The 23,001-nt window shown below is 62.7% G+C and carries 17 protein-coding genes; 9 read left to right on the top strand and 8 right to left on the bottom strand.

Annotated features, from left to right (window positions below):
- Positions 1 to 53 precede the first annotated feature (53 nt).
- Positions 54 to 1,145: a S1 family serine peptidase gene (locus tag NLY33_RS10185; RefSeq protein ID WP_023707570.1), complete on the bottom strand. Its 1,092-nt coding sequence runs from the start codon at positions 1,143 to 1,145 to the stop codon at positions 54 to 56.
- A gap of 402 nt (positions 1,146 to 1,547) precedes the next feature.
- On the opposite strand from NLY33_RS10185, the gene NLY33_RS10190 reads away from it, so the two are divergent.
- Positions 1,548 to 2,627 (top strand): trypsin-like serine peptidase, encoded by a 1,080-nt coding sequence (locus NLY33_RS10190; protein ID WP_023686603.1) that lies wholly within the window; start codon positions 1,548 to 1,550, stop codon positions 2,625 to 2,627.
- A gap of 191 nt (positions 2,628 to 2,818) precedes the next feature.
- Positions 2,819 to 4,621 (top strand): MORN repeat-containing protein, encoded by a 1,803-nt coding sequence (locus NLY33_RS10195; protein ID WP_245260937.1) that lies wholly within the window; start codon positions 2,819 to 2,821, stop codon positions 4,619 to 4,621.
- A 29-nt stretch (positions 4,622 to 4,650) separates the two neighbouring features.
- Here NLY33_RS10195 and amrB read toward each other — a convergent pair whose 3' ends face one another.
- The 5 genes from amrB to NLY33_RS10220 all read right to left on the bottom strand — a co-directional run bounded on the left by amrB (position 4,651) and on the right by NLY33_RS10220 (position 12,966).
- Positions 4,651 to 6,369, bottom strand: a complete 1,719-nt coding sequence (gene amrB, locus NLY33_RS10200) for an AmmeMemoRadiSam system protein B (protein ID WP_023704226.1) — start codon at positions 6,367 to 6,369, stop codon at positions 4,651 to 4,653.
- A gap of 149 nt (positions 6,370 to 6,518) precedes the next feature.
- On the bottom strand, positions 6,519 to 9,542 hold the full coding sequence (locus NLY33_RS10205; protein ID WP_031196014.1) for a caspase family protein: 3,024 nt from the start codon (positions 9,540 to 9,542) through the stop codon (positions 6,519 to 6,521).
- Between the two features lie 12 nt (positions 9,543 to 9,554).
- Complete coding sequence (locus NLY33_RS10210) at positions 9,555 to 10,268, bottom strand: DUF4760 domain-containing protein (protein ID WP_023700125.1); 714 nt, start codon at positions 10,266 to 10,268, stop codon at positions 9,555 to 9,557.
- Positions 10,265 to 10,645, bottom strand: a complete 381-nt coding sequence (locus NLY33_RS10215) for a hypothetical protein (RefSeq protein ID WP_245260181.1) — start codon at positions 10,643 to 10,645, stop codon at positions 10,265 to 10,267. The genes NLY33_RS10210 and NLY33_RS10215 overlap by 4 nt, the downstream gene beginning before the upstream one ends.
- 101 nt (positions 10,646 to 10,746) lie before the next feature.
- On the bottom strand, positions 10,747 to 12,966 hold the full coding sequence (locus NLY33_RS10220; RefSeq protein ID WP_023704223.1) for a caspase family protein: 2,220 nt from the start codon (positions 12,964 to 12,966) through the stop codon (positions 10,747 to 10,749).
- Between the two features lie 295 nt (positions 12,967 to 13,261).
- On the opposite strand from NLY33_RS10220, the gene NLY33_RS10225 reads away from it, so the two are divergent.
- Positions 13,262 to 13,666, top strand: a complete 405-nt coding sequence (locus NLY33_RS10225) for a Fur family transcriptional regulator (RefSeq protein ID WP_023686595.1) — start codon at positions 13,262 to 13,264, stop codon at positions 13,664 to 13,666.
- An 8-nt stretch (positions 13,667 to 13,674) separates the two neighbouring features.
- Here the strand turns inward: NLY33_RS10225 and NLY33_RS10230 are convergent, their stop codons facing one another.
- Complete coding sequence (locus tag NLY33_RS10230) at positions 13,675 to 14,163, bottom strand: macro domain-containing protein (protein WP_023691986.1); 489 nt, start codon at positions 14,161 to 14,163, stop codon at positions 13,675 to 13,677.
- A gap of 7 nt (positions 14,164 to 14,170) precedes the next feature.
- On the bottom strand, positions 14,171 to 17,098 hold the full coding sequence (gene polA, locus NLY33_RS10235) for a DNA polymerase I (protein WP_023707571.1): 2,928 nt from the start codon (positions 17,096 to 17,098) through the stop codon (positions 14,171 to 14,173).
- A gap of 444 nt (positions 17,099 to 17,542) precedes the next feature.
- On the opposite strand from polA, the gene NLY33_RS10240 reads away from it, so the two are divergent.
- The 6 genes from NLY33_RS10240 to NLY33_RS10265 all read left to right on the top strand — a co-directional run bounded on the left by NLY33_RS10240 (position 17,543) and on the right by NLY33_RS10265 (position 22,979).
- The gene (locus NLY33_RS10240; RefSeq protein WP_023704221.1) at positions 17,543 to 18,928 is read left to right on the top strand and encodes a M20/M25/M40 family metallo-hydrolase; all 1,386 of its coding nucleotides are present in this window, start codon (positions 17,543 to 17,545) and stop codon (positions 18,926 to 18,928) included.
- Between the two features lie 77 nt (positions 18,929 to 19,005).
- Complete coding sequence (locus tag NLY33_RS10245; protein ID WP_023698188.1) at positions 19,006 to 19,626, top strand: ribonuclease D; 621 nt, start codon at positions 19,006 to 19,008, stop codon at positions 19,624 to 19,626.
- 81 nt (positions 19,627 to 19,707) lie between these two features.
- Positions 19,708 to 19,914 carry a hypothetical protein gene (locus NLY33_RS10250; RefSeq protein WP_023704220.1) on the top strand — a complete coding sequence of 69 codons (207 nt, stop codon included), beginning with the start codon at positions 19,708 to 19,710 and terminating at the stop codon, positions 19,912 to 19,914.
- A 105-nt stretch (positions 19,915 to 20,019) separates the two neighbouring features.
- On the top strand, positions 20,020 to 20,274 hold the full coding sequence (locus tag NLY33_RS10255) for a GlsB/YeaQ/YmgE family stress response membrane protein (protein WP_023704219.1): 255 nt from the start codon (positions 20,020 to 20,022) through the stop codon (positions 20,272 to 20,274).
- A gap of 77 nt (positions 20,275 to 20,351) precedes the next feature.
- Positions 20,352 to 20,498, top strand: coding sequence for a hypothetical protein (locus tag NLY33_RS10260; RefSeq protein WP_023686592.1), 147 nt, complete (start codon positions 20,352 to 20,354; stop codon positions 20,496 to 20,498).
- Positions 20,499 to 20,702: 204 nt separating this feature from the next.
- Positions 20,703 to 22,979: a transglycosylase domain-containing protein gene (locus NLY33_RS10265; protein ID WP_023704218.1), complete on the top strand. Its 2,277-nt coding sequence runs from the start codon at positions 20,703 to 20,705 to the stop codon at positions 22,977 to 22,979.
- The last annotated feature ends 22 nt before the right edge of the window (positions 22,980 to 23,001 follow it).

A 23,001-nucleotide genomic window follows, 5' to 3' on the forward strand; every position in this document is an offset into this window, starting at 1 on the left:
CAAAACGGCGGGAAAGATCCCGCCGTTTTGCGTTTATCAAGCTTCGGGCCCGTTCAGGGCTTCTTGGCCGTGCCGAGACCGGCCTTGGGCGCCGCCGCGGCTGCGGGAGCCGGGGTCTTCATCTTGGCTTCGATCCAACCCGTATAGTTGGCCAATCGCGTGTAGATGCCATAGGCATTCTTGTGGCCGCAAGCGGCGGTGCCGTCGGACGGACCTTCGCCCCAGGAGACGACGCCGACCTGGACCGGACCGTTGGCGCCGGTCATGAACAGCGGACCGCCGCTGTCGCCGTTGCAGGCGTCGCGTTCGCCGCTGTCGGTGCCGGCGCAGATCATGTTCTTGGTCAGCGGATCCGACATATCGGCGGCGATCGCATTGGCGGCGGCATCGATGCCCTTTTCCGAATAACGCATCCGATGCGAGAGATCGCCAAGTGCCGCCTTCAGGTCATGCGCATAGATCGACTTGATGCCGCTGTTGCAGGCAGCGCTCGGCTCGAGATCGAGATCGGCCACCATCAGCGCGGTCGGGAAGGTGCCGTCCTGCATCTTGCCCCAGCCGATGACCGTGGTCTTGCCGCTGTCTGGCGTCGGCTCATTGGTGATCTTGATGACCGGCGCATCGGCGGGCTCCGCCAGCCGGAGCAGGCCGAGATCATTGTCCAGCGTCTGTTCGCTGTAGCCCTCGTTGACGATGACCTTGACCACCTTGTAGCGCTTGCCTTCGGTAAGATCGGTGGCGCCGGTCAGCACGGTCACCGTGTCGGGCGAAATCGGCCGGCCCTTGTCGTTGAGGCAGTGCGCCGCCGTCAGCACCCATTGCGGAGCAATCAGGCTGCCGCCGCAGAATTGCGCGTTCGGCTGCGAGGCCGGGCTGGGGTCCAGCCGGGCGCTGGTCAGCAGCGCCACCTGGAACGGATAGGCCCCCTTATCGGCTTCCTTGCCGCCATAGACGCGGTCGGCCCCGTCGGGATTCTCGGCCTTGGCCTTGTCCCGGGATTCGGCGACGCGCTGCATCGGCGAGACCGCCGCTTCCGGCCTGGCGGCGTCGTCGGCTGCATAGAGCACGTTGACGGCGGGGAAAGCGGCCGCGATGCCCAGCAGCGATGCAGCGGCAAGCGGCCTGAACCGATGGATAATGTTCACCTTGAAACCCTCCTGAGATGAAAAATGCCGAGCCATGCCGCCGTGACGCATAACCAACAGAAGCGGTACCGGTACCTCGATCGCCTTCTGCCAGAACGAACGACATCCGCGCGGTCATAAAACCGAAATACGACTTTTGCTAATCGTGCCCCATCGGGCAGAGCCCACCCAAACCCTATAGCCCCCCACGGGCTACGTGGAAGCGATTTGTCATTGCCAATGTTGGATTATTTTAGGCAGTATATCGACGCGGGTGCGTTTGGCGGAGGGCTTTAACGAGGCCGCCCGGACCGATGATCCGATACGGGCGGGTAACCAAACTAATTTTTTAACTCCACCACGATCTCGACAATATTTCTGTATTTTGCTCCACTCCTTGCTGACTTTTGGGAGAGTCTCACCATGACGAAACTGACAAGCACTATCATTGCGTCCGCACTGCTATCCACCGCACTGTGGACGATGCCTGCCTTCGCCGCCGATCCCGGCTCAGCGAATGCCGGCAACGGCGAAAGCATGCGCGATCTCGGAACGGGCGACTACCAGCCCGGCCGTGCAAAGCCGATCGCGCCGCCGAAACTGACCGAAGATGAAGCCAGCCGGGCAGCGCCGCTGACCGACGAGGGCACGGCGGTCAAATCCTATGGCATCGTCGGACGTTCCGCCGATGGCAAGGACATCAAGATCGATGCCGGCGAGACGCTGAAGGACCTTGTCATCAAGGAACTGAATGCGCCCGCTAACGCACCAGCGGCCAACAAGACCGGGCTGACGGGCGGCGACGAAGCCGGCCGCCAGGTGTTCGGGGCCGACGACCGCGAGCAGATCAAGAACACCAAGACGTACCCGTTCACCGCGATCGGCTATATCGAAGGCAAAGCCAAGAGCGGTTACGGCAGCTGCTCGGGAACCCTGATCGGTCCGCGCACGGTGCTCACCGCGGCGCATTGCCTCTACAGCAATGAAGACAAGGCTTGGCTCGACGACGTCATCTTCGTGCCGTCGCTCAACGGCAACACCGCCGACGATGCACCGTTTGGCGCTTTCAGCTACGAGAGCGTCTATATCTTGCAGGGCTTCATCGACAATTATCAGGGTTACTACGGCTCGGTCATTCCGTGGGATCTCGGCATCATCACGCTGAAGCAGGATGTCGGCACCAATCTCGGCTGGCTGGGTTATGCCAACTATGAGAACCTCGGCGATTTCACCGCAAACATCGTTGGCTACCCCGGCGACAAGCCGATGGGAACGATGTGGAAGGCGACCTGCGAAGTGAAAGCCGAAAACGTCGGCGCGGAGTATTTCCAGTACGACTGCGACACCTATCCGGGATCGAGCGGCAGCTCGGTCTACGCCTATGATAATGGCGCCAAGCAGCGCGTCGTCACCGGCGTGAACGTGGCCGAAAGCCCCAACGCCAACACTGCGGTGCGCCTGAACGCCGCCAACGTGGCGTGGATCAACAGCCTGTACAAATAAGGCTGAATGATCTTTCGCCGGCAAACAGCGGCGATAACCAGCACTACCAAACCGGCGGCGGGACGTTCCTGCCGCCGGTTTTTTTGTATCGAAACACCTCTCTTGCACTGTGTTGCAGCGGTGCTTACGCTAGGCGATCCAAGGGGTTGGGTAAGATGGCGCGGGCAAGAATGATCTTCGGGGTCAAAGCGATGGCGGCTGCATCCATGCTGGCCGCACTGCCATGCTTTTCCGCTATGGCCGATCAAGGCGGTGCCGCACCCGATGGCGCCTGGGCCGAGCGGGTGCAAATCCTCTATCAAAGCGAAACACGTTCGGTGCTGCGCAAGAATGTACGGGTCTGGGATTCCCACCCGGAATTGGGTCTTGATTTCACCTGGGAGCCGGCAGCCGGCGTGTCGCCGGACCGCACCGTCGCAGCCGACGGCACCGTCAACGGCAAGGGCAGGCTGGTCTGGCGCGTACGCGGCTCGGCGAGCTACGACCCCAAGACGATCTATTCCAGCTATTTCGGCGAGATCAGGAATGGCCGCCCCGAAGGACAAGGCCGGCTGGAGCTGCGTTCGGGCGAGATTCTCGACGGCCATTGGGTCGCCGGCCAGCTCGACGGCCATGCGATCCATGTCGATGCCGACGGCAATCGCTATGAAGGGCAATTCAGGGCCGGTGTGCCGAATGGCGAGGGCAGGCTGGAGACGAAGACAGGCAAGATATTCGTCGGCTCTTTTGCCGATGGGCTGAAGGACGGCAAGGGCCGCACCCGGCTGCCCGGCGGCACCGTCTACTGGTCGCAATGGGCGATGGGCAAGGAGATCGGCGGTGCGCGCCCCGACGTGCTGGCCGATGCCAGAGTGGGCGGGTTGCTCAAGGCGCAGACCGGCGGCGGTTCCGCCGACAAGGTCGAGATCGGCATTGCCGTCGACCAGCGCATGACGCAGCAGGCCGACATGCAGTACCAGCATCTGGTGCGCGACGAAGACATCGCGATCTATCCGGTGTCGGACCAGTACAACGATGCCTGGAACGGCACCGGAGAGATTCGTACCGGCAATGTCTATGAAGGCATGGACTGGGAGACGGCGCCGGCCTTCGCCGAAGTCGACCTCAAGACCACCGACCAGTCGAGGGTCAAGATCGACAGCCTGGAAATGAAGGTGGCCGCGAGCGAGGCCTACCGCAAGCCGATGCTGTCGATCAGCGAGCACTATGGCTGCGTCGGCTTCCGCCCCGACTTCTCGATCGTCAACAATGGCTGGGGCGACGTGAAAGACATGAAGATGTCGATCCAGTTCACCAGGACCGACGAGGAGGACAACGCGACCGGCGAGCCGAGCCGCATGTTCACGAAGGACATCGGCACTTTCGGCGATGGCGTCGACGTCTCGATCAAGGACGTGCTGACTGAAGCCGGCGTCGACACAACCACGCTCGAGACCGAGCGCTTCACCTGCCCGTCAAGGGACAGCCTGGATGTCTGCCGCGCCCAGGTGGCCAACAAGGTCAAGTTCGGCGACGTTGCCGATTACATCAGCGGCAGCGTCGAGAAAATGAGCGTGACCGGGATTGGCAAGCTCGATTATTCCTGGGCGGACGATCAGGGCGCTGTCTACCAGCAGAGCGAGCCGTTTCGCGTCATCGTCTCGCTGGTCAGCATCGAGGTCCCAGAATCGCTCGCCGAATGCGGCGATGGCGGCGGCGCGTCGCCCGAAGCGCTGCGCTACCAGAACATCGAATTTCCGATCGGCAAGACCGATTACAGCATCCCCATGCCGGTGCGCGGCAACAAGAATCTCAGCGCCTACACGGCACGGCTGAAAATGTGGTCGTCAATGTCGTCGATCCATCGCTTCAGCATCGCCGCCCATTTCGCCGATGGCAGCACACGCGAGAGCAAGCCGGCCACGTTCTTCTATTTCAGGCCGAAGCAGTCGCTGTTCGAAACCAGCACCAAGCCGGCGGTCTGCTATCTGCCGGAAGATCTGCAAGGCTGTTGAGGTCCTGTCACGTCCTTTCGGGAATCGCGTCATTTCGAGCCCATCTCGAAAAAATTGGGCAGCGGGATCAGCCGGGCAAAGATCGTGTCCTGGCTGAACACCCTGAGTTCCAGCATCGACCCGGACGATCGTTCGGCTTTCTGGTCGAACAGGAAATTGCCGAGCGAATAGATCTCCGCAACATCGCCGCCGCCGAGCGGCAGGATCGCCTCGCTCGATACATGTGGATGACCGCCGACGATTGCCGTGACACCGCGCAGCCGCATCTGGTCGGCAAGCATCTCCTCGCGCGGCGACGGCTCCGTCTTGTACTCGCGGCCCCAATGGACGAAGGCAATCACCGGCCGCTCGGCATTGTCGTGCAGCAGCCGGTCGAGCAAAGCAGGCGTCAGAAGGTCGGTGTTCCTGGAGCCGTTGGTATCGATGTCGGTCAGCCCGACCAGGTCGAGATCGGCAAGCGCCAGCGTCTCGCCCTGCCCGAAATGGGCGATGCCGGCCGCATCGAGTGCGGCCAGCGTCTCGGCATAGCCTGACGGGCCGAGGTCGTAGGCGTGATTGTTGGCCAGGCTGACAGCGGCGACATGCAATTTCTTGAGCATGTCGATGGCGAGGTCTGCGGGCATGGCCAGCGTCATGTCGTCGATCGCTTCAGGGACGTTGGGCAGGATCACGCCTTCGAGATTGACGATCAGCGGCCGCGAGCGGGTCAGGGCCAGCACGCTTTCGACGATCTTCTCGGCAACACCGTCGCGGACCAGGATCTTCTTCATGGCGCGGCCGAAATTCACGTCGCCCGCGAAATAGTAGAGCTTGTCGTCGGGACGGGCAGGATTGTTGAAGCCGGGGCCGAAGGTGCCGAACAGCGCCACGACATAGCTGGTGGTGCGCTCGACATAGTCGCTTGAATGCGCCTGCGAGTTCTCGTTGGCGACGACCAGCGGCGCAGCACCGAACAGTTCGCGCTGCAGCCTGGTCTGGATATAGAGCGCACCGACCGAATCGGCGTGATCCGGCTGGCGCAGCGCCGCGATGCCGTCGAGCGAACCGGCGGCGAGCATGTTCAGCGTCTGCTGGTCGAAACGCCTGGCTTCGTGCTGCGGCAGATAGTGGGAGAAATCGGTGGATTCGACGATCAGCGTGTCCTTGTCGACGATCGCTTTCAGCGCCTGCGCCAGCCGGTCCCAGTCGGCTCGCTTGGCTTTGACCGACATCGCCACCGGCACGATTTCAGCTTCGGGGAAATAGTGATGCAGGAAAGGCAGCATCGCCTGCACGCCATGCTCCCTGGCGAACAGGCAGGAGTCTTCGACCATGTCGCTGTTCGCTTCCAGAAGGTGCACGGCTTCCGTGTCGGCCTGGACTGGACCGAGCACTGTTTCAAAACCGCGCGGCGTCGTGGCGAAGAGTTTCTGCGTCTCGTGGAAATGGTCCGGCGACAGGATGACGATGCGCTTGTAGCGGAAGCCGGACGCGGCGTGGAAACCGAGTGCGACGAGATCTGCGACGAGCAGGTGGTGGGGGACTGTGATGCCGGTGAGGCGTTGGTTGGACGGCTCGATTCTGGCGACGGCGGCGATGGCGTCGGTGAAGAGTGTGGGGTCGGAGTAGAAGGACGGGAAGTTTGTGTCGCCGGGCGGGCAGGTGATGGGGGCGGCAGACGCTTGAAGCACTGAGAGGATAAGCAAGGCGGTGGCAAAGACCAGAATGCTGGTCCGTGCCCAGGCACCCCCCGCTGTCCTGCCGGACATCTCCCCCGCAAGGGGGGAGATTGGATGTCGCCTCGGCTTTCGCCAATCATCAACCTTGAAAATAGATCTCCAGCAATGAAGAGACTGATCTCCCCCCTTGCGGGGGAGATGGCCGGCAGGCCAGAGGGGGGTGCCTGGGCGCCGACCTCTCACGGCTCAGCCAGCACAATGTTCTCCACGCCGCCGACATAGTAGAACGGCTTCTGCTTGGACGCGGTCAGCCGCAGCACTTCGCGCGAAATGTAGTCGGCGAGGCCGAACAGCGTCACGCCGCCGTCGGAGGTCTTGGCCCGGCCGCGCAGGCCTTCGAGGATCGAATAGGTGAAGACGCCATGGCCGAGCTCGGGCAGTTCGGCGGCGGTGTTGTTGGCAGCGGTGGCCGAGAAGACGACGATGCGTGCGTCCTGCGCGTCTTTTTCCAGGCGCGGGTTGAAGGCGTTGGCGGCGTGGCAGGTGTCGAGCAGCATGAAGCGCAGGCCCTTGGCCCGCTCAACCGATTTCTGGATGTCGCCCCAGTCGACCAGCGAGGAGCGCTTCCAGCGGTCGGGATCCTGTTTGCGGCCGTCCGTGGGGATGAAATAATAGTCTTCGTCGATGTTGATGCCGTGACCGGCGACGAAAATGATGGTGGTGTCGTTCTCGCCGGGTTTGTCGAGGAAATCGGCGAGCTGGTCGTCGATCGTGTCGGAATCCGGCTCCAGGATGCTGTCGGCGTTGGCGACCTTGAAAACGTCCTTGCCGGCATCGGGCGCCTCATCCAGCGCTTCGCGGTTGACCAGAACCAGCGTCTCCATCGCCGAAAACAAGGGCGCGGATTTCTGCGAAATCACCTTGAGGAATTCAGTGGCGTCATCGACGGGATAGCGCAGATCGCAGGCGTGGCCAGCGCATGCATCGGTGAGGAAAGGATATTTGTCGACGCCGATCACGGCGACGTAGAGCTTGCCCTTGTTGGCTGGACTTTCGGTTTTCCTGGCAAGTGCTGTGACACTGCGCTCGGTCAGATAGCCGAACTCGTTGGTGCCGGTGATGCGAATGGTGTTTTCGCCATTCTCGACCGGCACTTCGACGATGGTGCTCTTGCCGCCATCGATTGACCGAGCGGTGACATCGCCGACATTGCGGCTGTCCGACAGGATCGAAAATCCGGCGACATCGGCGCCGGCTTCCTGCGCGCCCGAAATCTCGACGGCGACATAGCCCTCGCGGACGTTGCTCTGGTCGGCGGCAAGCTTGATGCCGAATTCCGGCGGTTTGCGCTCGAGCAGCTTTTCCAGCTCGCGGTCGACGCCGGGGCGCATTTCCTGGACCGCCTGTTCGGCGCTGCGCAGGATGATGGCCCGGCGCACCATTTCCGGGCTCCAGAGATATTTCTTCAGCTGGCCGGCGCTGATGAAACGCCCTTCGTGGTCGCGGCCCTGATTGACGTGCCAGCCGATCAACTTGTCGCCATCGGCGGAGGAATAATAGTAGCCCTGCGGCATCCAGGCGATCCATTCGGAGCCGGCGAAGAACATCGACACTATCAGTTTGTGGCTCTTCAAATTCCACAACCGCACGGTCTGGTCGGCGCTGCCGGTGACCAACAGCCCTTCCTTCTCGGCGGCAACCATGGCGTTGATCTCGCCGGTGTGGCCGGTGAATTCACCCGATACATCGGCGGTCGCGGTTTTGTATTCCAACAGCGTGCCGTCGCTGCCGCCGGTGATCAGGCCAAGCCCATTGCCGATCAGCGTGTAAGCCGAATGGACGAAGCCATTGGTGGCGGAATTCTCGATGCTGTGCATCACCTTTCCGCCGCTCGCGATTTCGAGCACGGCATTCTCCAGGCCGTCCTTGCCGCCGGGGGCAGCACGGAGCGACCACTCACCCTCTGCGAGTGCCGCGCGGGCATAGGCGCCCTGTTCCGCAAACGCCACCGGGTCCTCGAAGAACCGCTCGGCCGTCGGTAGCGCCAGCACCTTGTCCAGCGTGCCCTGCAGCTCGGGACAGGACACGCGTTCAGGGCAGGGGTTGGTGTTGCCCCAAGCGATGGAGCTGCTCGCCGCATCGATCCCGATCGCCGTCACCGGTTCGCCGACCCCTTGCAGCAGCGCCTTGCGCTCGCCGGTCATGGGGTTCCAGACCTGGATGGCGTTGCGGGTGCCGCCGGCTGTCGCCACCAGCGAGCCGTCGGCATTGCCGGCGCCAGCAAAGACCGTGCCGTCATGGCCGTTATAGTCGAGCAGTTGCTCGCCGCTGTCGATATTCCAGACCGCCGAGCGATGCTTGTCGGCGCAGCGATAGCTGCATGACGCAACAAGCCGCGAACCCGTGGCGAAGCTCAGAGCGCCGATCTGGAAATCCTGCTTCGGCATGGCGCGGACGAATTTGCCGTCGCTGGCCCGCCAGAGCTGGACGTCACCGTCCTTGCTGCCAGTGGCAAACAGGCTGCCATCCAATGACACGGCGAGTGCGGCGACGCCGACATCCCGCAGCGGTTCGGCCTCGGTCGGCAAGGCGATTTCCTCAGCCTTGGCCACATCCCAGAGCCTTATGCCGTTGTCGGTGGTCGTCGCCACCAGCCGGGTTCCCGCAGCGGCGAAGGCGAGCTTTTCCACACGCCAGGAATCGGCATCGAGTTTTTCCGCCAGCGTCCAGCCCGACGCGGATTTGTCGTCCGCCCGCCAGAGGTAGACGAAACCATCGCCACCGCCGGCGGCGAGCGTGTTTCCGTCGGGTGAAAAGGCGACATCATAGATGGCATAGTCGGCGGCCTTGAGCACGGTTTTGATCTTGCCGGTGGCGAAATCGAACAGCCTGATATCGCCATAAGGGGCCTTGTCGCCGATGCCGGCGCCGAAATAACCGCCGGCGGCGATCGTCTTGCCATCCGGCGACACGGCAATCGCAAAGACCTTGCCGTCATTGCCATTGCCAAGATAGCCGCGAATGGTGCGCAGCGTCACCCCGCTCTGCCAGTCCCAGATGCGGATGGTCTTGTCGTCAGATGCGGAGACCAGTTCCTCGCCGTCCGGCGTGAAGGCAAGGTCGGTGACCCTGGCGCTGTGGCCGCCGGTGTTGAGATCGAGGTGGAAATCGAGGTCCTCGGCACCGGCGGTTGACGTTAACGCCAGAAGACCGACCAGGATTAGCCACCGGATAGCACGCAAGGGATGGGAGCTGCCCGGCACCTTGTTGCGCCGCTATTTGGAGTCGGCGGGCGGCGCCGACCCGTGACGCACATAATTCTCGATCGCCTGGGCATAACTGGCGGAACCGGCCTTGCGCTCTTTTTCGATGTAGCCGGCAAAATAGCTCCAGAACGACACCGCATAGTCGCGGAAATAGGCATCGGCGACATCGCGCGAACAGAGCTTGCCCTCAACGCAGATGGAGAGACGATTGAGGAAATAGACGATGCGATCAAAATTGTCGTTGAAATCGGCGATCGGCATGGTGCCGCCGCCGGCAGTCATCGCCTCAATGCCAATGCGTTGCCGGAAGACCCGTTCCTCGGTCGGCGACGGCGTGGCGCTGAGCAGATTGTCGTATTTGGCGTTGAGCGACGAGAGGCGCTCCTTGAGCGCGCGCTGCGCCTGCTGAAAATCCTTGCTTTCCCAAAGCTCGACCAGCGACATCGTCTGCTCGACGCGCTTCTGTTCCTGGTTTGCCAGAAACTGGAAGACCGAGAAGCCCAAGGTGAAGACGATCGCCAGGCGCACGGCGAGACCCGACCAGGCATAGATCAGCATGCGCCAGTCGCGGTCGGTGAACGGGTTGGCTTCCTTCTTGATCTCGTGACTGCTCGGCCACGGAAAGCCTTCGGTGGTTTCGGGCAAGGTCGCCGGCTTCTTGGCCGGTGCCGGCGCCGATGTGGCTGGCGATTTTTGCGTTGCAGTGCCCCCCGGCTTTTTCATCCGCAGCTGTCCAGTTGGATAATGGCGGTGGGATCGAGCACGATGCCGGGTGTCTCCAGCTTCTTTTTCAGGCAATCGAGCTGCGTGCGCGAAATCATGAACTGCACGTCCGGTTCGGCAGCCGCCTTGCTGGGTGACGGCAAGGGCTCGACCACGCCGCGCGAGGCGCAGCTGGAGAGATCGACGACAACGGCCGTGTTGCCGGTCTTGGCGATCTGGTCGTACTGGTCGAGAAAGCAGGTGGCGAGCTCGGAGTTGGTGACGATCTGCTTGGCGCACAGGCCGCAATTCTCGTCCGCCGAGGCGCTGGCAACCAGCAACAGGCTTCCGGCAAGGCCGGCCGTCGCTGCACGCCAGGAGAGCACGGGGATAGTCACTGATGTCCTCATCTGTTGCATTCAGCCGCGGCGCATAGAAGTGTCGCGAGCCGGGAATGTTCATATATCACGCCGGCAAGAGCCGGCGAAGCGATGTCAGGTCAGGCGCGGGGCACCGTCTCCATCGGGAAGATCATCACCGCGCCTTTGGGACCGCTCTTGTCGGCAAGCCGCATCACCGAGCGCGTCGCCGGCGCCATGCCGATGTCGGCCAGCATGTCGGAAAAACCAGGCGTTCCCGATGCGGCACGCGTCACGGCGCGCACGCCTTCCTGGGCAAGAAAGCTCAGATCCTCTTTCTCGCTCTGCGGCGGCGCCTCGGTCAGCACGGCAATCATGCGCTCCATGCCGAAGCTGGTGTCGGTGAAGGCGAGCAGCCCTTCCTTCAGGCCCTGATCGGCCTGCTGGTTGATCGGCGCCAGCCGCTCGGCGACGATATGGGTGATCGAATAGTCGCTGCCGATGTAGAGCACGTTGATGTCGACGAACTCGTCGGACCCGTTCTTGGCCGCAATGTGTACCTGATCGCCCGGCGAAACGCGCGGCACCGTCGAGGATTCGATCGGCTCCAGCACATCGCTGTCCTGGCGCTTGATCAGGAACTGGACGCTGACCTCGTCCGGCCGGTAGTCGGACGCCGCGGCGAGTCGCGACAGGCCGGTGGCGCGGAAGATCGTGGTCAGGTTCTTGGCTGTGTTTTCCGCAAGCTTGTCGCGGCCATCCTGATGGATGACGATGCGCGGCGGCTTGCTGCCGTCCTTCAAGCTGATGTCGCCGGACGCCGGCAGGAACCACAGCGCCGGTTCGTCGCTGGCGTTGGCGGCAGCGCCGTCCATGGATTTTTCGCGCAGCACCGCAAGCCGCAGATCGGCGCTCTTGCCGGGCTCGACCAGCGCGATGTGGAAGCCGGACTTCGGCTTCGCCACCAATTCGTCCAGAACCGAATTGACCAGCTCGGTTTCTTTATCGAGCCCTGCGGTCGGCGCCGGCTTTGCCACCAGCAGCTTGTAGTCGACTGCGAGTTCGGCAACGCGCGCATAGGCGCCGGCGGGCACCGCCGTCGGCGCAAGCGCCGGCTTGCCGTCGAATTCGACCGGTGCGAGCTGGCTTTCGAGGTTTTTTGCCAATTTCACTTCGAGATAGCCGACGGCGTCGGAGAGCTTCGACAGCGCCGAAGGCAAAATGGCGAGCTTGCTGCCGGGGGTCAGACCCTGCAGCAGCCCGGCGCCGATCGCGACATCGCCGTCCTTGACGGCAATCGGCCATTGCATGACGGCGTCGGTCTTGTCGGTGCCGAACACGCGGGCGTCCAGTTCGCCCTCGAACAGGGGCGTCGGCCTTGTGCGGCCGTCGGCCGAATATTGCTGCAGCACGGCCTGGCCGAGCTGGCGATAGGTGACGTTGGGGTTCTCGGCCAATTTCGACAGGATGGTGAAGGTGAACAGGCCGAAGCGCGGCGCGTCGGGCGTGCCCTTGGGCAGCGGCATTTCCGGCGTCGTCTCGACCGTCTGCGCGGCATAGAAGGCGACCAGCTTGCCCCTGGCGATCGGCTCTGCGCCGGTCGGCGTCAGGTTGAAGGCCGGCTTGCGGCCGCCATTCTCGTCGAAACCGCGCGATGCGCTTGCCGAGATGTCGTCATAGGCCTTCACCGCCGCTGCTCTCGCCGCGTTGTCGCCGCCGACGAGGTCGGCGAACTCGACCTTGCGCTCCAGTTCGTCATCGACTTCCGCGGCGCGCGTCGCGGTGCCCGAATGGCAGCAGTCGAACACCACCCAGACAAAGGCGCCCTTGTCGCGGATGGCGTCGAGTGCGGCGCCGACCTCGTTGTCGACCAGCGCGTTCGGCACGCCCTCTTCGCGGTTGATCCATTTGTCGATATCGGACGGCAGGAAAATCTCGTCGAGGCCGTCGGTCTCGTCACCGGCCTTGGCTTGCGGCTGCTGGGCGCCGTGGCCCGACAGATGCAGATAGACGAAATCGTCGCGTTGCACCTTGCCGGCGAGGTCGGCAAGGGCGGCCTTGATCGCCGCATGCGTCGGCGGGCCGTTGGCGCCTTCGACGTCCTTGGCGAGCAGGATCACATTCTCGGCCGAGAACTTCACCGGATCGGGCGTGTTCTTCAGGAGATAGTCGCGCACCAGGCCGGCATCGTTCTTCGGCCCGATCAGCCAGTTCTTCTGCGGCAGGTTCGGATAGTCGGTGCAGGCAACCAGCAGCGCGTGATAGGTGCGCGAGGCGGCGAGAGCGCGGAACGAAACCGTACCGGCAGCCACAAGCGCCGACGTGCCGACGAGCAGCGTCCGTCGTGTCAGTTTGATCATAATTGCTTCCCCAAGCCCGATCGAATTTGCAAGTGCGGCACCTTTCGTCGCGAATTTTGTCAGTATTTTGAATGTGGTCGGTGCCGTCAATCGGCGGTGGTGGTCATGGTGTCGATGGCGATAACGGAAACAGTGGCAAAAAGCCTGCTTCATCGCTATCTCAAGGGAATTGAGACCGCCGCATGGCAGAAATGATTTGCGAGCGGCGCTGGATCAAACAGATAGAACATGATGTCGTCCGAGAACCGCTTCACACTTTTCGGCATCATGCTCTAAACGATCGGAAAACGGGATCATGGCGGCAAGGGATGTGCTGACGAAGAATCAGCTGAGCGTGCTCGAAAAGCTTGAGGCCGCCAGCGGACCGCTCAGCGCCTATACGCTTCTCGACCAGCTGCGCGAGCGCGGTTTCCGCGCGCCGCTACAGGTCTATAGGGCGCTCGACAGCCTGGTGAAGTCAGGCTTCGTGCACCGGTTGGAAAGCCTCAACTCCTTCGTCGCCTGCGCCGAACCGCACGACCATACGCATTCGATGACAGCCTTCGCTATCTGCGACACATGCGGGCAGGTGATGGAGATGTCCGACCATGACGTCGGCCACCGGCTGGACGAATGGGTGCGCTCGACCGGGTTTGCTGCGAAGAAGGCGGTCATCGAGTTTCGGGGGACGTGTGCCAAGTGCCTGGCTGAGGCGGCTTAGCTTGCTTCCTACTTGAGCCGAGGCGGTGCGCTATTCTCGAATTCGTTCAAGAATGTCTCATAGACGACGTACCGCGTAGGCCCAGGTGTTAGCTGCTCCATAAGCAGGGGTTTCACCTCGTCGAGCCAAGATAATTTGCCAAGCCCAGACCCGATTTTTGGCAAGGCGATGGATTCTACCCGGTTTTTGTCGGCCCATTTCACAAGCCCGCGAACTGCTTTCCGTAAATAGGGAAGCGTGGCGTGATACATATCTGGCTGGGTTGCCAGATAAATGAAGCCCGGCTGATTGCCGTCTGGCTCCAATGTCCAGATATGACCCCCAATAAACCTGCCGGTCCGAGCATATTTCTTGAACGCAGCCTGCACATTCGGCCACTTTTTCGAAATCTTCAGCGCAAGTCCGGTGCCAAGGCCCTCTTGATTGCCCTCTGCCACGCCTTGAGCGATATAGCTTTCCTGGGCGGCCAGCAGGTCTCCGGTGACAAAGACAATCATCGCACCTTCAATGCGCCTCGTCCCAGTTGTTCGCTGCGCGGGCATCGACATGCAGCGGCACCGACATCGAGATGGCCGGCATCGGCGCGTTCTCCATCACCCTGCGCACCACGGGGATCGTCGCCTCGACTTCCGCTTCAACCGTCTCGAAGATCAATTCGTCATGCACCTGCAAGAGCATGCGGGCGGACAGGCCGGCCTTTTCCAGCGCCTCGTCCATATGCACCATGGCGCGGCGGATGATATCGGCAGCGGTGCCTTGCAGCCTGGCGTTGATCGAGGCGCGCTCGTTGAAGGCACGGATCGACGGGTTTGACGACCGGATCTCAGGATAGTGGATGCGGCGGCCGAAGATGGTTTCGACGAAGCCATGCTCGCGGGCATAGGCTTTTGTTGCCTCGATATAGTCGCGGATGCCGGGGAAACGCTCGAAGTATTTCTTGATGTAGGCGCCGGCCTCCTCGCGCGGGATCGACAGCTGGTTGGCCAGCCCAAAGGCCGAGATGCCGTAGATGATGCCGAAATTGATCGCCTTGGCGCGGCGGCGCACTTCGGACGGCATGCCTTCGACCGGCACGTTGAACATTTCCGAGGCGGTGATGGCGTGGATGTCGGCGCCATCGGCGAAGGCTTGCTTCAACTGCGGGATTTCGGCGACGTGGGCAAGCACGCGCAATTCGATCTGGCTGTAGTCGGCCGAGACCAGTTTCTGGCCCTTGTCGGCGATGAAGGCGGTCCTGATCTTGCGTCCCTCCGCGGTGCGCACCGGGATGTTCTGCAGATTGGGGTCGGAGGAAGACAGCCGGCCCGTGGTCGTCGCGGCCAGCGCATAGGAGGTGTGGACGCGCCTGGTGTCGGGATGGATGAAGCCCGGCAGCGCGTCGGTATAGGTCGATTTCAGCTTGGTCAGCTGGCGCCAGTCGACGATCTTGCGCGGCAGTTCGTGGCCTTCGGCGGCGAGGTCTTCCAGAAGCTGCGCGGAAGTCGACCATTGCCCGGTCTTGGTCTTGGAGCCGCCGGGCAGGCCCATGCGGCCGAACAGGATGTCGCCCAGCTGCTTTGGCGACCCGATGTTGATGCGCTCGCCGACAAGGCCGTAGATTTCCTCTTCCAGGCGTGCGGCGCCTTGCGCCAGCTCGCCGGAGAGCCGCGACAGGATCTGGCGGTCGACCGAGATGCCGCGCTGCTCCATCCGCGCCAGCACCGGCACCAGCGGCCGCTCCAGCCGCTCATAGACCGAGACCAGGCCCTTGGCGGCCAGCCGCGGCTTCAGCACCTGCCATAGCCGCAGCGCTACGTCGGCATGGCCGGCGGCGTAGGCGGTCGCCCGGTCGATGTCGACCTGGTCGAACCCGACCGAGCTTCTGCCGGAGCCCGCGAGATCCTTGAGCGGCGTCGTGGCATGGCCGAGCCATTTGTCGGCAAGCGAGGACAAAGTGTGGTGGCCGGTGCCGGCATCGAGCACATAGGAGATCAGCATAGTATCGTCGAAGGGCGCGATATCGATGCCGTGGCGGCTCATGACGACGATGTCGTATTTGGCGTCCTGGGCGATCTTGAGCACCGATTTGTCTTCCAGCAGCGGCTTCAGCAGCGCCAGCGCCTCGCGGACCGGAATCTGGTTCTCCAGCGTGCCGCCGCCGAGCAGGTCGCCGGCGCCGCTCTTGTGGGCGAGCGGCACATAGGCGGCGCGGCCGGGGCCGATCGCCAGAGAGAAACCGATGAGGTCGGCCAGCATCGGATCGGAAGACGTGGTTTCGGTGTCGAAGGCGACGGTTCCGGTCTCCTTGGCCTGGGCCAGCCAGGCCTTGAGCGTCGGCGTGTCGCGGATGGCGACATAGGCGGCGGGATCGATTTTGGCCGCGGTGGCCGTTTCCAGGCGAAGTGCGGCAAGCAGCGAAGGGGCGTCGCCGGCCTTGGCGGTTTCGGTTTTGGCTTCATCCTGTGTTGCCGCAGGCGCCGGTGTGCCGGAGCCGACATCGGGGCCATGCGCATTGTCGGCGCGCTCGACGGTGACGGCGACAGCCTGCACATCGCCTGCTTCGGTGCTGGTCGCTTCAGCAACGCGCCGGGTCAGCGAGGTGAATTCCATGGTCTTGAGAAAGCCGATCAGCTTCGGCCCATCCGGCGCATGCAGCACGAAATCGTCGAGCCCGTCGGTCACCGGCACGTCGTTCTTCAGCGTCACCAACTGGCGCGATATGCGCGCCTTGTCGGCATTGGCGATGATCGATTCACGCCTTTTTTCCTGCTTGATCTCGCTGGCCCTTGCGAGCAACCCGTCAAGGTCCCCGAACTGTTCCAGCAATTGCGCCGCCGTCTTCGGCCCGATGCCGGGTACGCCCGGCACATTGTCGACGGAGTCGCCGGTCAGCGCCTGCAGGTCGATCATCTTTTCCGGCGGCACGCCCCATTTCTCGATGACTTCGGGGATGCCGATCTGGCGGTCCTTCATCGGGTCGTACATGCCGACCGTGGGTCCGACCAGCTGCATCAGATCCTTGTCGGAGGAGATGATAATGGTGTCGCCGCCGGCCTCGCACGCCAGCCTGGCATAAGTGGCGATGAGGTCGTCGGCCTCGTAGCCTTCGATCTCGATGCAAGGCAGGTTGAAGGCCACGGTTGCCTGGCGGATCAGACCGAATTGCGGGATCAGGTCTTCGGGCGGCGCGTTGCGGTTTGCCTTGTATTCCGGGTAGAGATCGTTGCGGAAGGTTTTCGACGAATAATCGAAAATGACCGCTAAATGCGTCGGCACAATGCCTACATCGGTGTTGCGGGCGTCCTGCATCAGCTTCCACAACATGTTGCAGAAGCCGGAGACCGCGCCGACCGGTAGCCCATCGGATTTGCGGGTTAGCGGCGGCAGCGCATGATAGGCGCGAAAGATGTAACCGGAGCCGTCGATAAGGAAGAGATGATCGCCTTTTTTCATGCCGGCAGGGATAGCGCGGCGGGACGGCGCGGTCCATGGCAAAGGCGGGCTTCCAACAGGTGTTGCGGCGACATGCTGACAGAGCCTGCCTGCCGATAGGCCCTGCTGCTGTTTGCCTCGGCGCTCACGGCGATGTTACAAAAGTGTAATTTTTGTGCCCTTGAAACGCCACGATCCGAGACACAAATAAAGGTCATCGGCAGTTTTCGCCGAGTCCGGAGCAAGGCCCGTCCCCCGCCTATCCCGGACAATTGCGGCAGCCTATCCCCCCTCTCCGGGCTGCCGCATCGTTTCGAGTAAAGACCGCCGTGGTTCCCCTCCACCACGGCGGTTCTTTTTTGCCTTCTGAAAAGTGGTTACGGTGCGTGGTCTAACGATCGCGGGCTTTTCGTTTTGATGCGCTGCCTTTACGGTTCGGCCACCGAAAAGAAAGGCCCGCAAGACATGTCCTCAATTACCCCCGTCCTCGACCGTCTCGATAAAAATCTCGACCAGAGCCTGGAGCGCCTGTTCGGCCTGCTCCGCATCAAGTCGATCTCCACCGATTCCGACTATGCCGCCGACTGCCGCAAGGCCGCGGAGTGGCTGGTGTCGGAGCTCAAGCTGATCGGCTTCGACGCTTCCGTGCGCGACACGCCGGGACACCCGATGGTGGTTGCGCAGCATGAAGGCCCGGCCGGCTCGCCGCATGTGCTGTTTTACGGCCATTACGACGTGCAGCCGGTCGACCCGATCGAGCTTTGGGAGAACGACCCGTTCGCACCGGCGGTCAAGGAGATCGAGCCCGGTCACAAGGTAATCACCGGCCGTGGCTCGGCCGACGACAAGGGGCAGCTGATGACTTTCGTCGAGGCCTGCCGCGCCTGGAAGCAGGTGCATGGCAATCTGCCTTGCCGCATCACCATCCTGTTCGAGGGCGAGGAGGAGTCCGGTTCGCCGTCGCTGAAGCCGTTCCTCGAGGCCAATGCCGATGAGCTGAAGGCCGATTTCGCGCTGGTCTGCGATACGGGCATGTGGGACCGCGAAACGCCGTCGATCTGCGTTTCGCTGCGCGGAATGGTCGGCGAGGAGGTCACGGTCAAGGCCGCCGATCGCGACCTGCATTCGGGCCTCTATGGCGGCGCCGCCGCCAACCCGATCCGCATCCTGGCGAAAATCCTGGCCGACATCCATGACGAGAACGGCCACATCGCCATTCCCGGTTTCTATGACGGGGTCGAGGAGACGCCGTCGCAGATCCTGAAGTCATGGGAGACGCTGGGCGAGACCGCAGAAAGCTTCCTCGGGCCGATCGGCCTGTCGATCCCGTCGGGCGAGAGGGGCCGCTCGGTGCTGGAACTGACCTGGGCGCGGCCGACGGCCGAGTTCAACGGCATCATCGGCGGCTATACTGGCAAGGGGTTCAAGACGGTGATCGCCGCGGAAGCGTCGTCGAAAATCTCCTTCCGCCTCGTCCACAAGCAGGACCCCGAGAAGGTCCGCGCCGCCTTCCGAAAATTCGTCGAGGCGCGCATTCCCGCCGACTGCTCGGTGGAATTCCACCCGCATGGCGGCGGGCCGGCAATTCAGCTTTCCTACGACTCGCCATTCCTGGCCAAGGCCAAGACTGCGCTGTCGGATGAATGGCCGAAGCCAGCGGTGACAACGGGCAGCGGCGGCTCGATACCGGTGGTCGGCGACTTCCAGACCTATCTCGGCATGGAATCGCTGCTGGTCGGGTTCGGCCTCGACGACGACCGCATCCACTCGCCCAACGAGAAATACGAGCTGACCTCCTTCCACAAGGGCCAGCGCTCCTGGGCGCGCATTCTCGATGCGCTGACGCGCTGAGGAGGCTGGGAAGTTTTCTTGTTGATTTTTCAGCGGATCGCGGCGAGGACGAGTTACGCCGCGATCCGGAGAAAACCATGCCCGACATCCGCTTCCACAAGAACGATCTGCCCGACCTCGCCCACTACAATGTCGACGCGGTGGCCATCGATACCGAGACGCTGGGGTTGAACCCGCACCGCGACCGGCTGTGCGTGGTGCAGATCTCGCCCGGCGATGGCTCGGCCGACGTGATCCAGATCGCGCCCGGCCAGAAGAAAGCGCCGAACCTCGTCAGCCTGCTCCGCAACCGCGGCATATCGAAACTGTTCCACTACGGCCGTTTCGACCTCGCCGTGCTCTACAACGCCTTCGGCGTCATGCCGGAGCCGGTGTTCTGCACCAAGATCGCCTCGCGGCTGACCCGCACCTATACCGACCGGCACGGGCTGAAGGACATCTGCTTCGAACTGCTTGGCGTCGGCCTGTCGAAGGCGCAGCAATCGTCGGACTGGGCGGCCGAGACCCTGTCGCCCGAACAGCTCGAATATGCCGCTTCCGACGTTCTCTATCTGCACCGTCTGCGCGAGGTGCTGGCTGGACGCCTGGCGCGGGACGGGCGCACCAAGGAAGCCGACGCCTGCTTCCGCTTCCTGCCGACGCGTGCCAAGCTCGATTTGATGGGTTGGGACGAAGAGGATATTTTTGCCCACAGCTGATGGCCTTCGGATAACGCTTCCGGCAGCCTTGGAACCAGACACGCGTCGTGGCGTTTCTGTCGACTCAATGAGGGGGATGACGTGGCAGACCGCAAACCGATAGCGTCCGCCCCGACGGATGGGTCCAAGGTCACTGTTCTGTGGAAGGACGGCGCCGGCGTCGTCAGCGAATCCGTCGGGCAATATCGCGACGGCGCCTGGTGGGTCTACACCGACAGCGATACCCAGAAAAAGGTCGACCCGACCAGCTGGCGGCCAGTCTCCAGCGACGATGACGACGATCAATGAGCGCCGCTGGCGGGTGCAACTGCTTTCGCATAGCCTGAAGTGGTTGATATCGAGGCCGATTCGGGGCCTTCCGCTCCGTAGCCTCTCTTCCTGGAGGAACGCGTCATGGGCATCGAAAGCCTTCTCATCTTCATCATAATCGGCGCCATTGCCGGCTGGCTCGCCGGCCTCATCGTCTCGGGCTTCGGCTTCGGCCTCATCGGCAACATCATCGTCGGCATTATCGGCGCCCTGATCGCCGGCTGGCTATTTCCAAGGCTCGGCTTCGCTATCGGCGGCGGCATTCTGGCTGCCATCATCAACGCCACGATCGGCGCCGTCATCCTGCTGGTGCTGGTCAAGGTTCTGAAGCGAGCTTGACGCTCTAAGTTTCATTCAACGCAATTCCTCAGGAGAAAGCCTGTGCTTTCCTGGAATTGCTGCCAAAGGAGCGCGCCGTGAAACAGAACACTCTCTATCTCCTTGTCGGCGCGCTCGTTGTCGTGGTCATCGCGCTCGGTGCATATGTCTATCACGAACAGACCAAGCCCAAGGGCGTCGAACTGAAGATCGACGACAAGGGCATTTCGATCCAGCAGAATTGAAATATTCGGGGTAGCCAGGGCCTCTGCCTTTTGCGGCAGACAGGCCGCGAGGATGCGCCTTTCGGACCCAGTTGGCGGCAGCGGATTTTAGAAATTCTTAAGGAATTTCAGAAGGGTGCATAAACCCTGCTTTAACGCGCCCTTAAACCGCCGCATCTACCCTCCAACCCGAGCGCCATTGATACCGGGAAGACAGCGCAACGCATGGCGAACCGCAGAGACAGTCGCATCGAACCCAGCTTCGAGGGATCGCCAAAGGCGAAATCCGCGGCCGGTTTTTCGGTGAACGAGGAGGATCGGGTCGTGCCGGCCAATCGCAAATCATCTTCGGCGCGCAAAACCTCCAAGGCAAAATCATCGTCACGCGGCAAGCGAGGCAAAGCCCGGCGCGGCCTTTTCGGCGTGATGGCCCGGATGTTCTACTGGTGCTTCGTGCTCTGCATCTGGGGCGGCATCGCCGTGGCCGGCATCGTCGTCTATTACGGCGCCAAGATGCCGGCGGCGACCACCTGGTCGATCCCCGACCGTGCGCCCAACATCAAGATCGTCTCGGTCGACGGGCAACTGCTTGCCAACCGCGGCATGAGCGGCGGCGAGGCGGTCGGCCTGCACGAAATGTCGCCCTACATTCCGGAAGCCGTCATCGCCATCGAGGACCGCCGCTTCTATTCGCATTTCGGCATCGACCCGATCGGCCTGTCACGCGCCATGGTGACCAATGTTCTGGGCCGGCGTTTCTCGCAGGGCGGCTCGACGCTGACCCAGCAACTGGCCAAGAACCTGTTCCTGAAGCCCGACCGCACGCTGGAGCGCAAGGTGCAGGAAGTGCTGCTGGCGCTGTGGCTGGAGCACAAGCATACCAAGGACCAGATCCTCGAAATGTACCTCAACCGGGTCTATTTCGGCTCCGGCGCCTATGGCGTCGAGGCGGCCTCGCGCCGCTATTTCGGCAAGAGCGCGCGCGATGTCACTCTGTCGGAGGCGGCCCTTCTCGCCGGCCTCTTGAAGGCGCCGTCGCGACTGTCGCCGGCGCGGGATCCGAAGGCGGCGGAGGAGCGTTCGCAGCTGGTGCTCGCCGCCATGCGCGACGAAGGCAAGATCAGCGCTAAGGAACTGGCCTCGGCGATGAGCGCGCCGGCAACGCGCGCGCCATCCTACTGGACCGGTTCGGAAAACTACGTCGCCGACACCATCATGGAAGAGCTGCCCGATTTGATCGGCGACGTGCGCAGCGACATCGTCGTCGACACCACCGTCGACCTCAACCTGCAGAAGCTCGCCGAAGAGTCGATCCGCCGGCTGATCGACGAGAGCGGCAAGAAGCTCAATGTCAGCCAAGGCGCGCTGGTCTCGATCGACAATTCCGGCGCCGTGCGCGCCATGGTCGGCGGCTACGACTATTCGACGAGCCAGTTCGACCGCGCCTCCGAAGCACGCCGTCAACCGGGCTCGGCGTTCAAGCCGTTCGTCTATATGGCCGCGCTGGAAGCTGGTCGCACGCCCGACAGCGTGCGCAACGACGCACCGATCAAGATCGGCAAGTGGACACCGGACAATTACGGCGGCAAGTATTTCGGCAAGGTGACGCTGGCGACCGCGCTGGCGAAATCGCTGAATTCTGTCGCGGCACAGCTGACCATGGAGGTCGGCCCCGACGCGGTGGTCGAGGCGGCGCACCGCATGGGCATCCAGTCCGATCTGATCGCCAACACCTCGATCGCGCTCGGCACTTCGGAAGTGACGCCGCTGGAGCTGACATCGGCCTATGTGCCGTTCGCCAATGGCGGCTACAAGCCTGACATCCATTTCATCCGCCGCATCACCACGACCGAAGGCAAGGTGCTCTATGACGACAATGGCGGCAGCGCGCCGCGCGTCGTCAAGCAGAACATTGTCGGCATGATGAACTCGATGATGACTGGCACGGTCGAGATCGGCACGGCGAAGAAGGCGGCCTTCGCCTGGCCGTCTGCCGGCAAGACCGGAACCAGCCAGAATTCGCGCGACGCCTGGTTCGTCGGTTACACCGCAAACCTCACCACCGGCGTATGGTTCGGCAATGATGACGGCACGCCGATGAAGAAGGTCACCGGTGGCGCGTTGCCGGCACAGGCCTGGCACGAATTCATGGTGGCGGCGCATGAAGGCGTGCCGGTCAGGCCGCTGCCCGGGACCTGGAAATCGACGCCTCCAGATACCATCGTGCCCGACGATATTCCGTCAGTCGATAACAATCAGGCGGCGCCGTTGCCTGCCGTGGCCGTCAGCCGTTCGGAGCCTGCTGCCGCGCCGGCACCTGCTGCTGCACCGGCACAAGCACCGGTCCGCCGTCCGGCCGAAACGGTCGATGCCGACGGTTTCAACATGCCGGGCGACGGCGGCACCACGGCCTCGATCAAGCACCCGGTACCGCCGGGCAGCGTCGGCGGCCCGGCCAAGAAGCGGAAAACCTCAATCCTGGATATTCTCGGCGGCGGCTGAGCGGCTCGTCATTCTGGCTTCA

The sequence above is a fragment of the Mesorhizobium sp. C432A genome (assembly GCF_030323145.1).
Classification (GTDB): domain Bacteria; phylum Pseudomonadota; class Alphaproteobacteria; order Rhizobiales; family Rhizobiaceae; genus Mesorhizobium.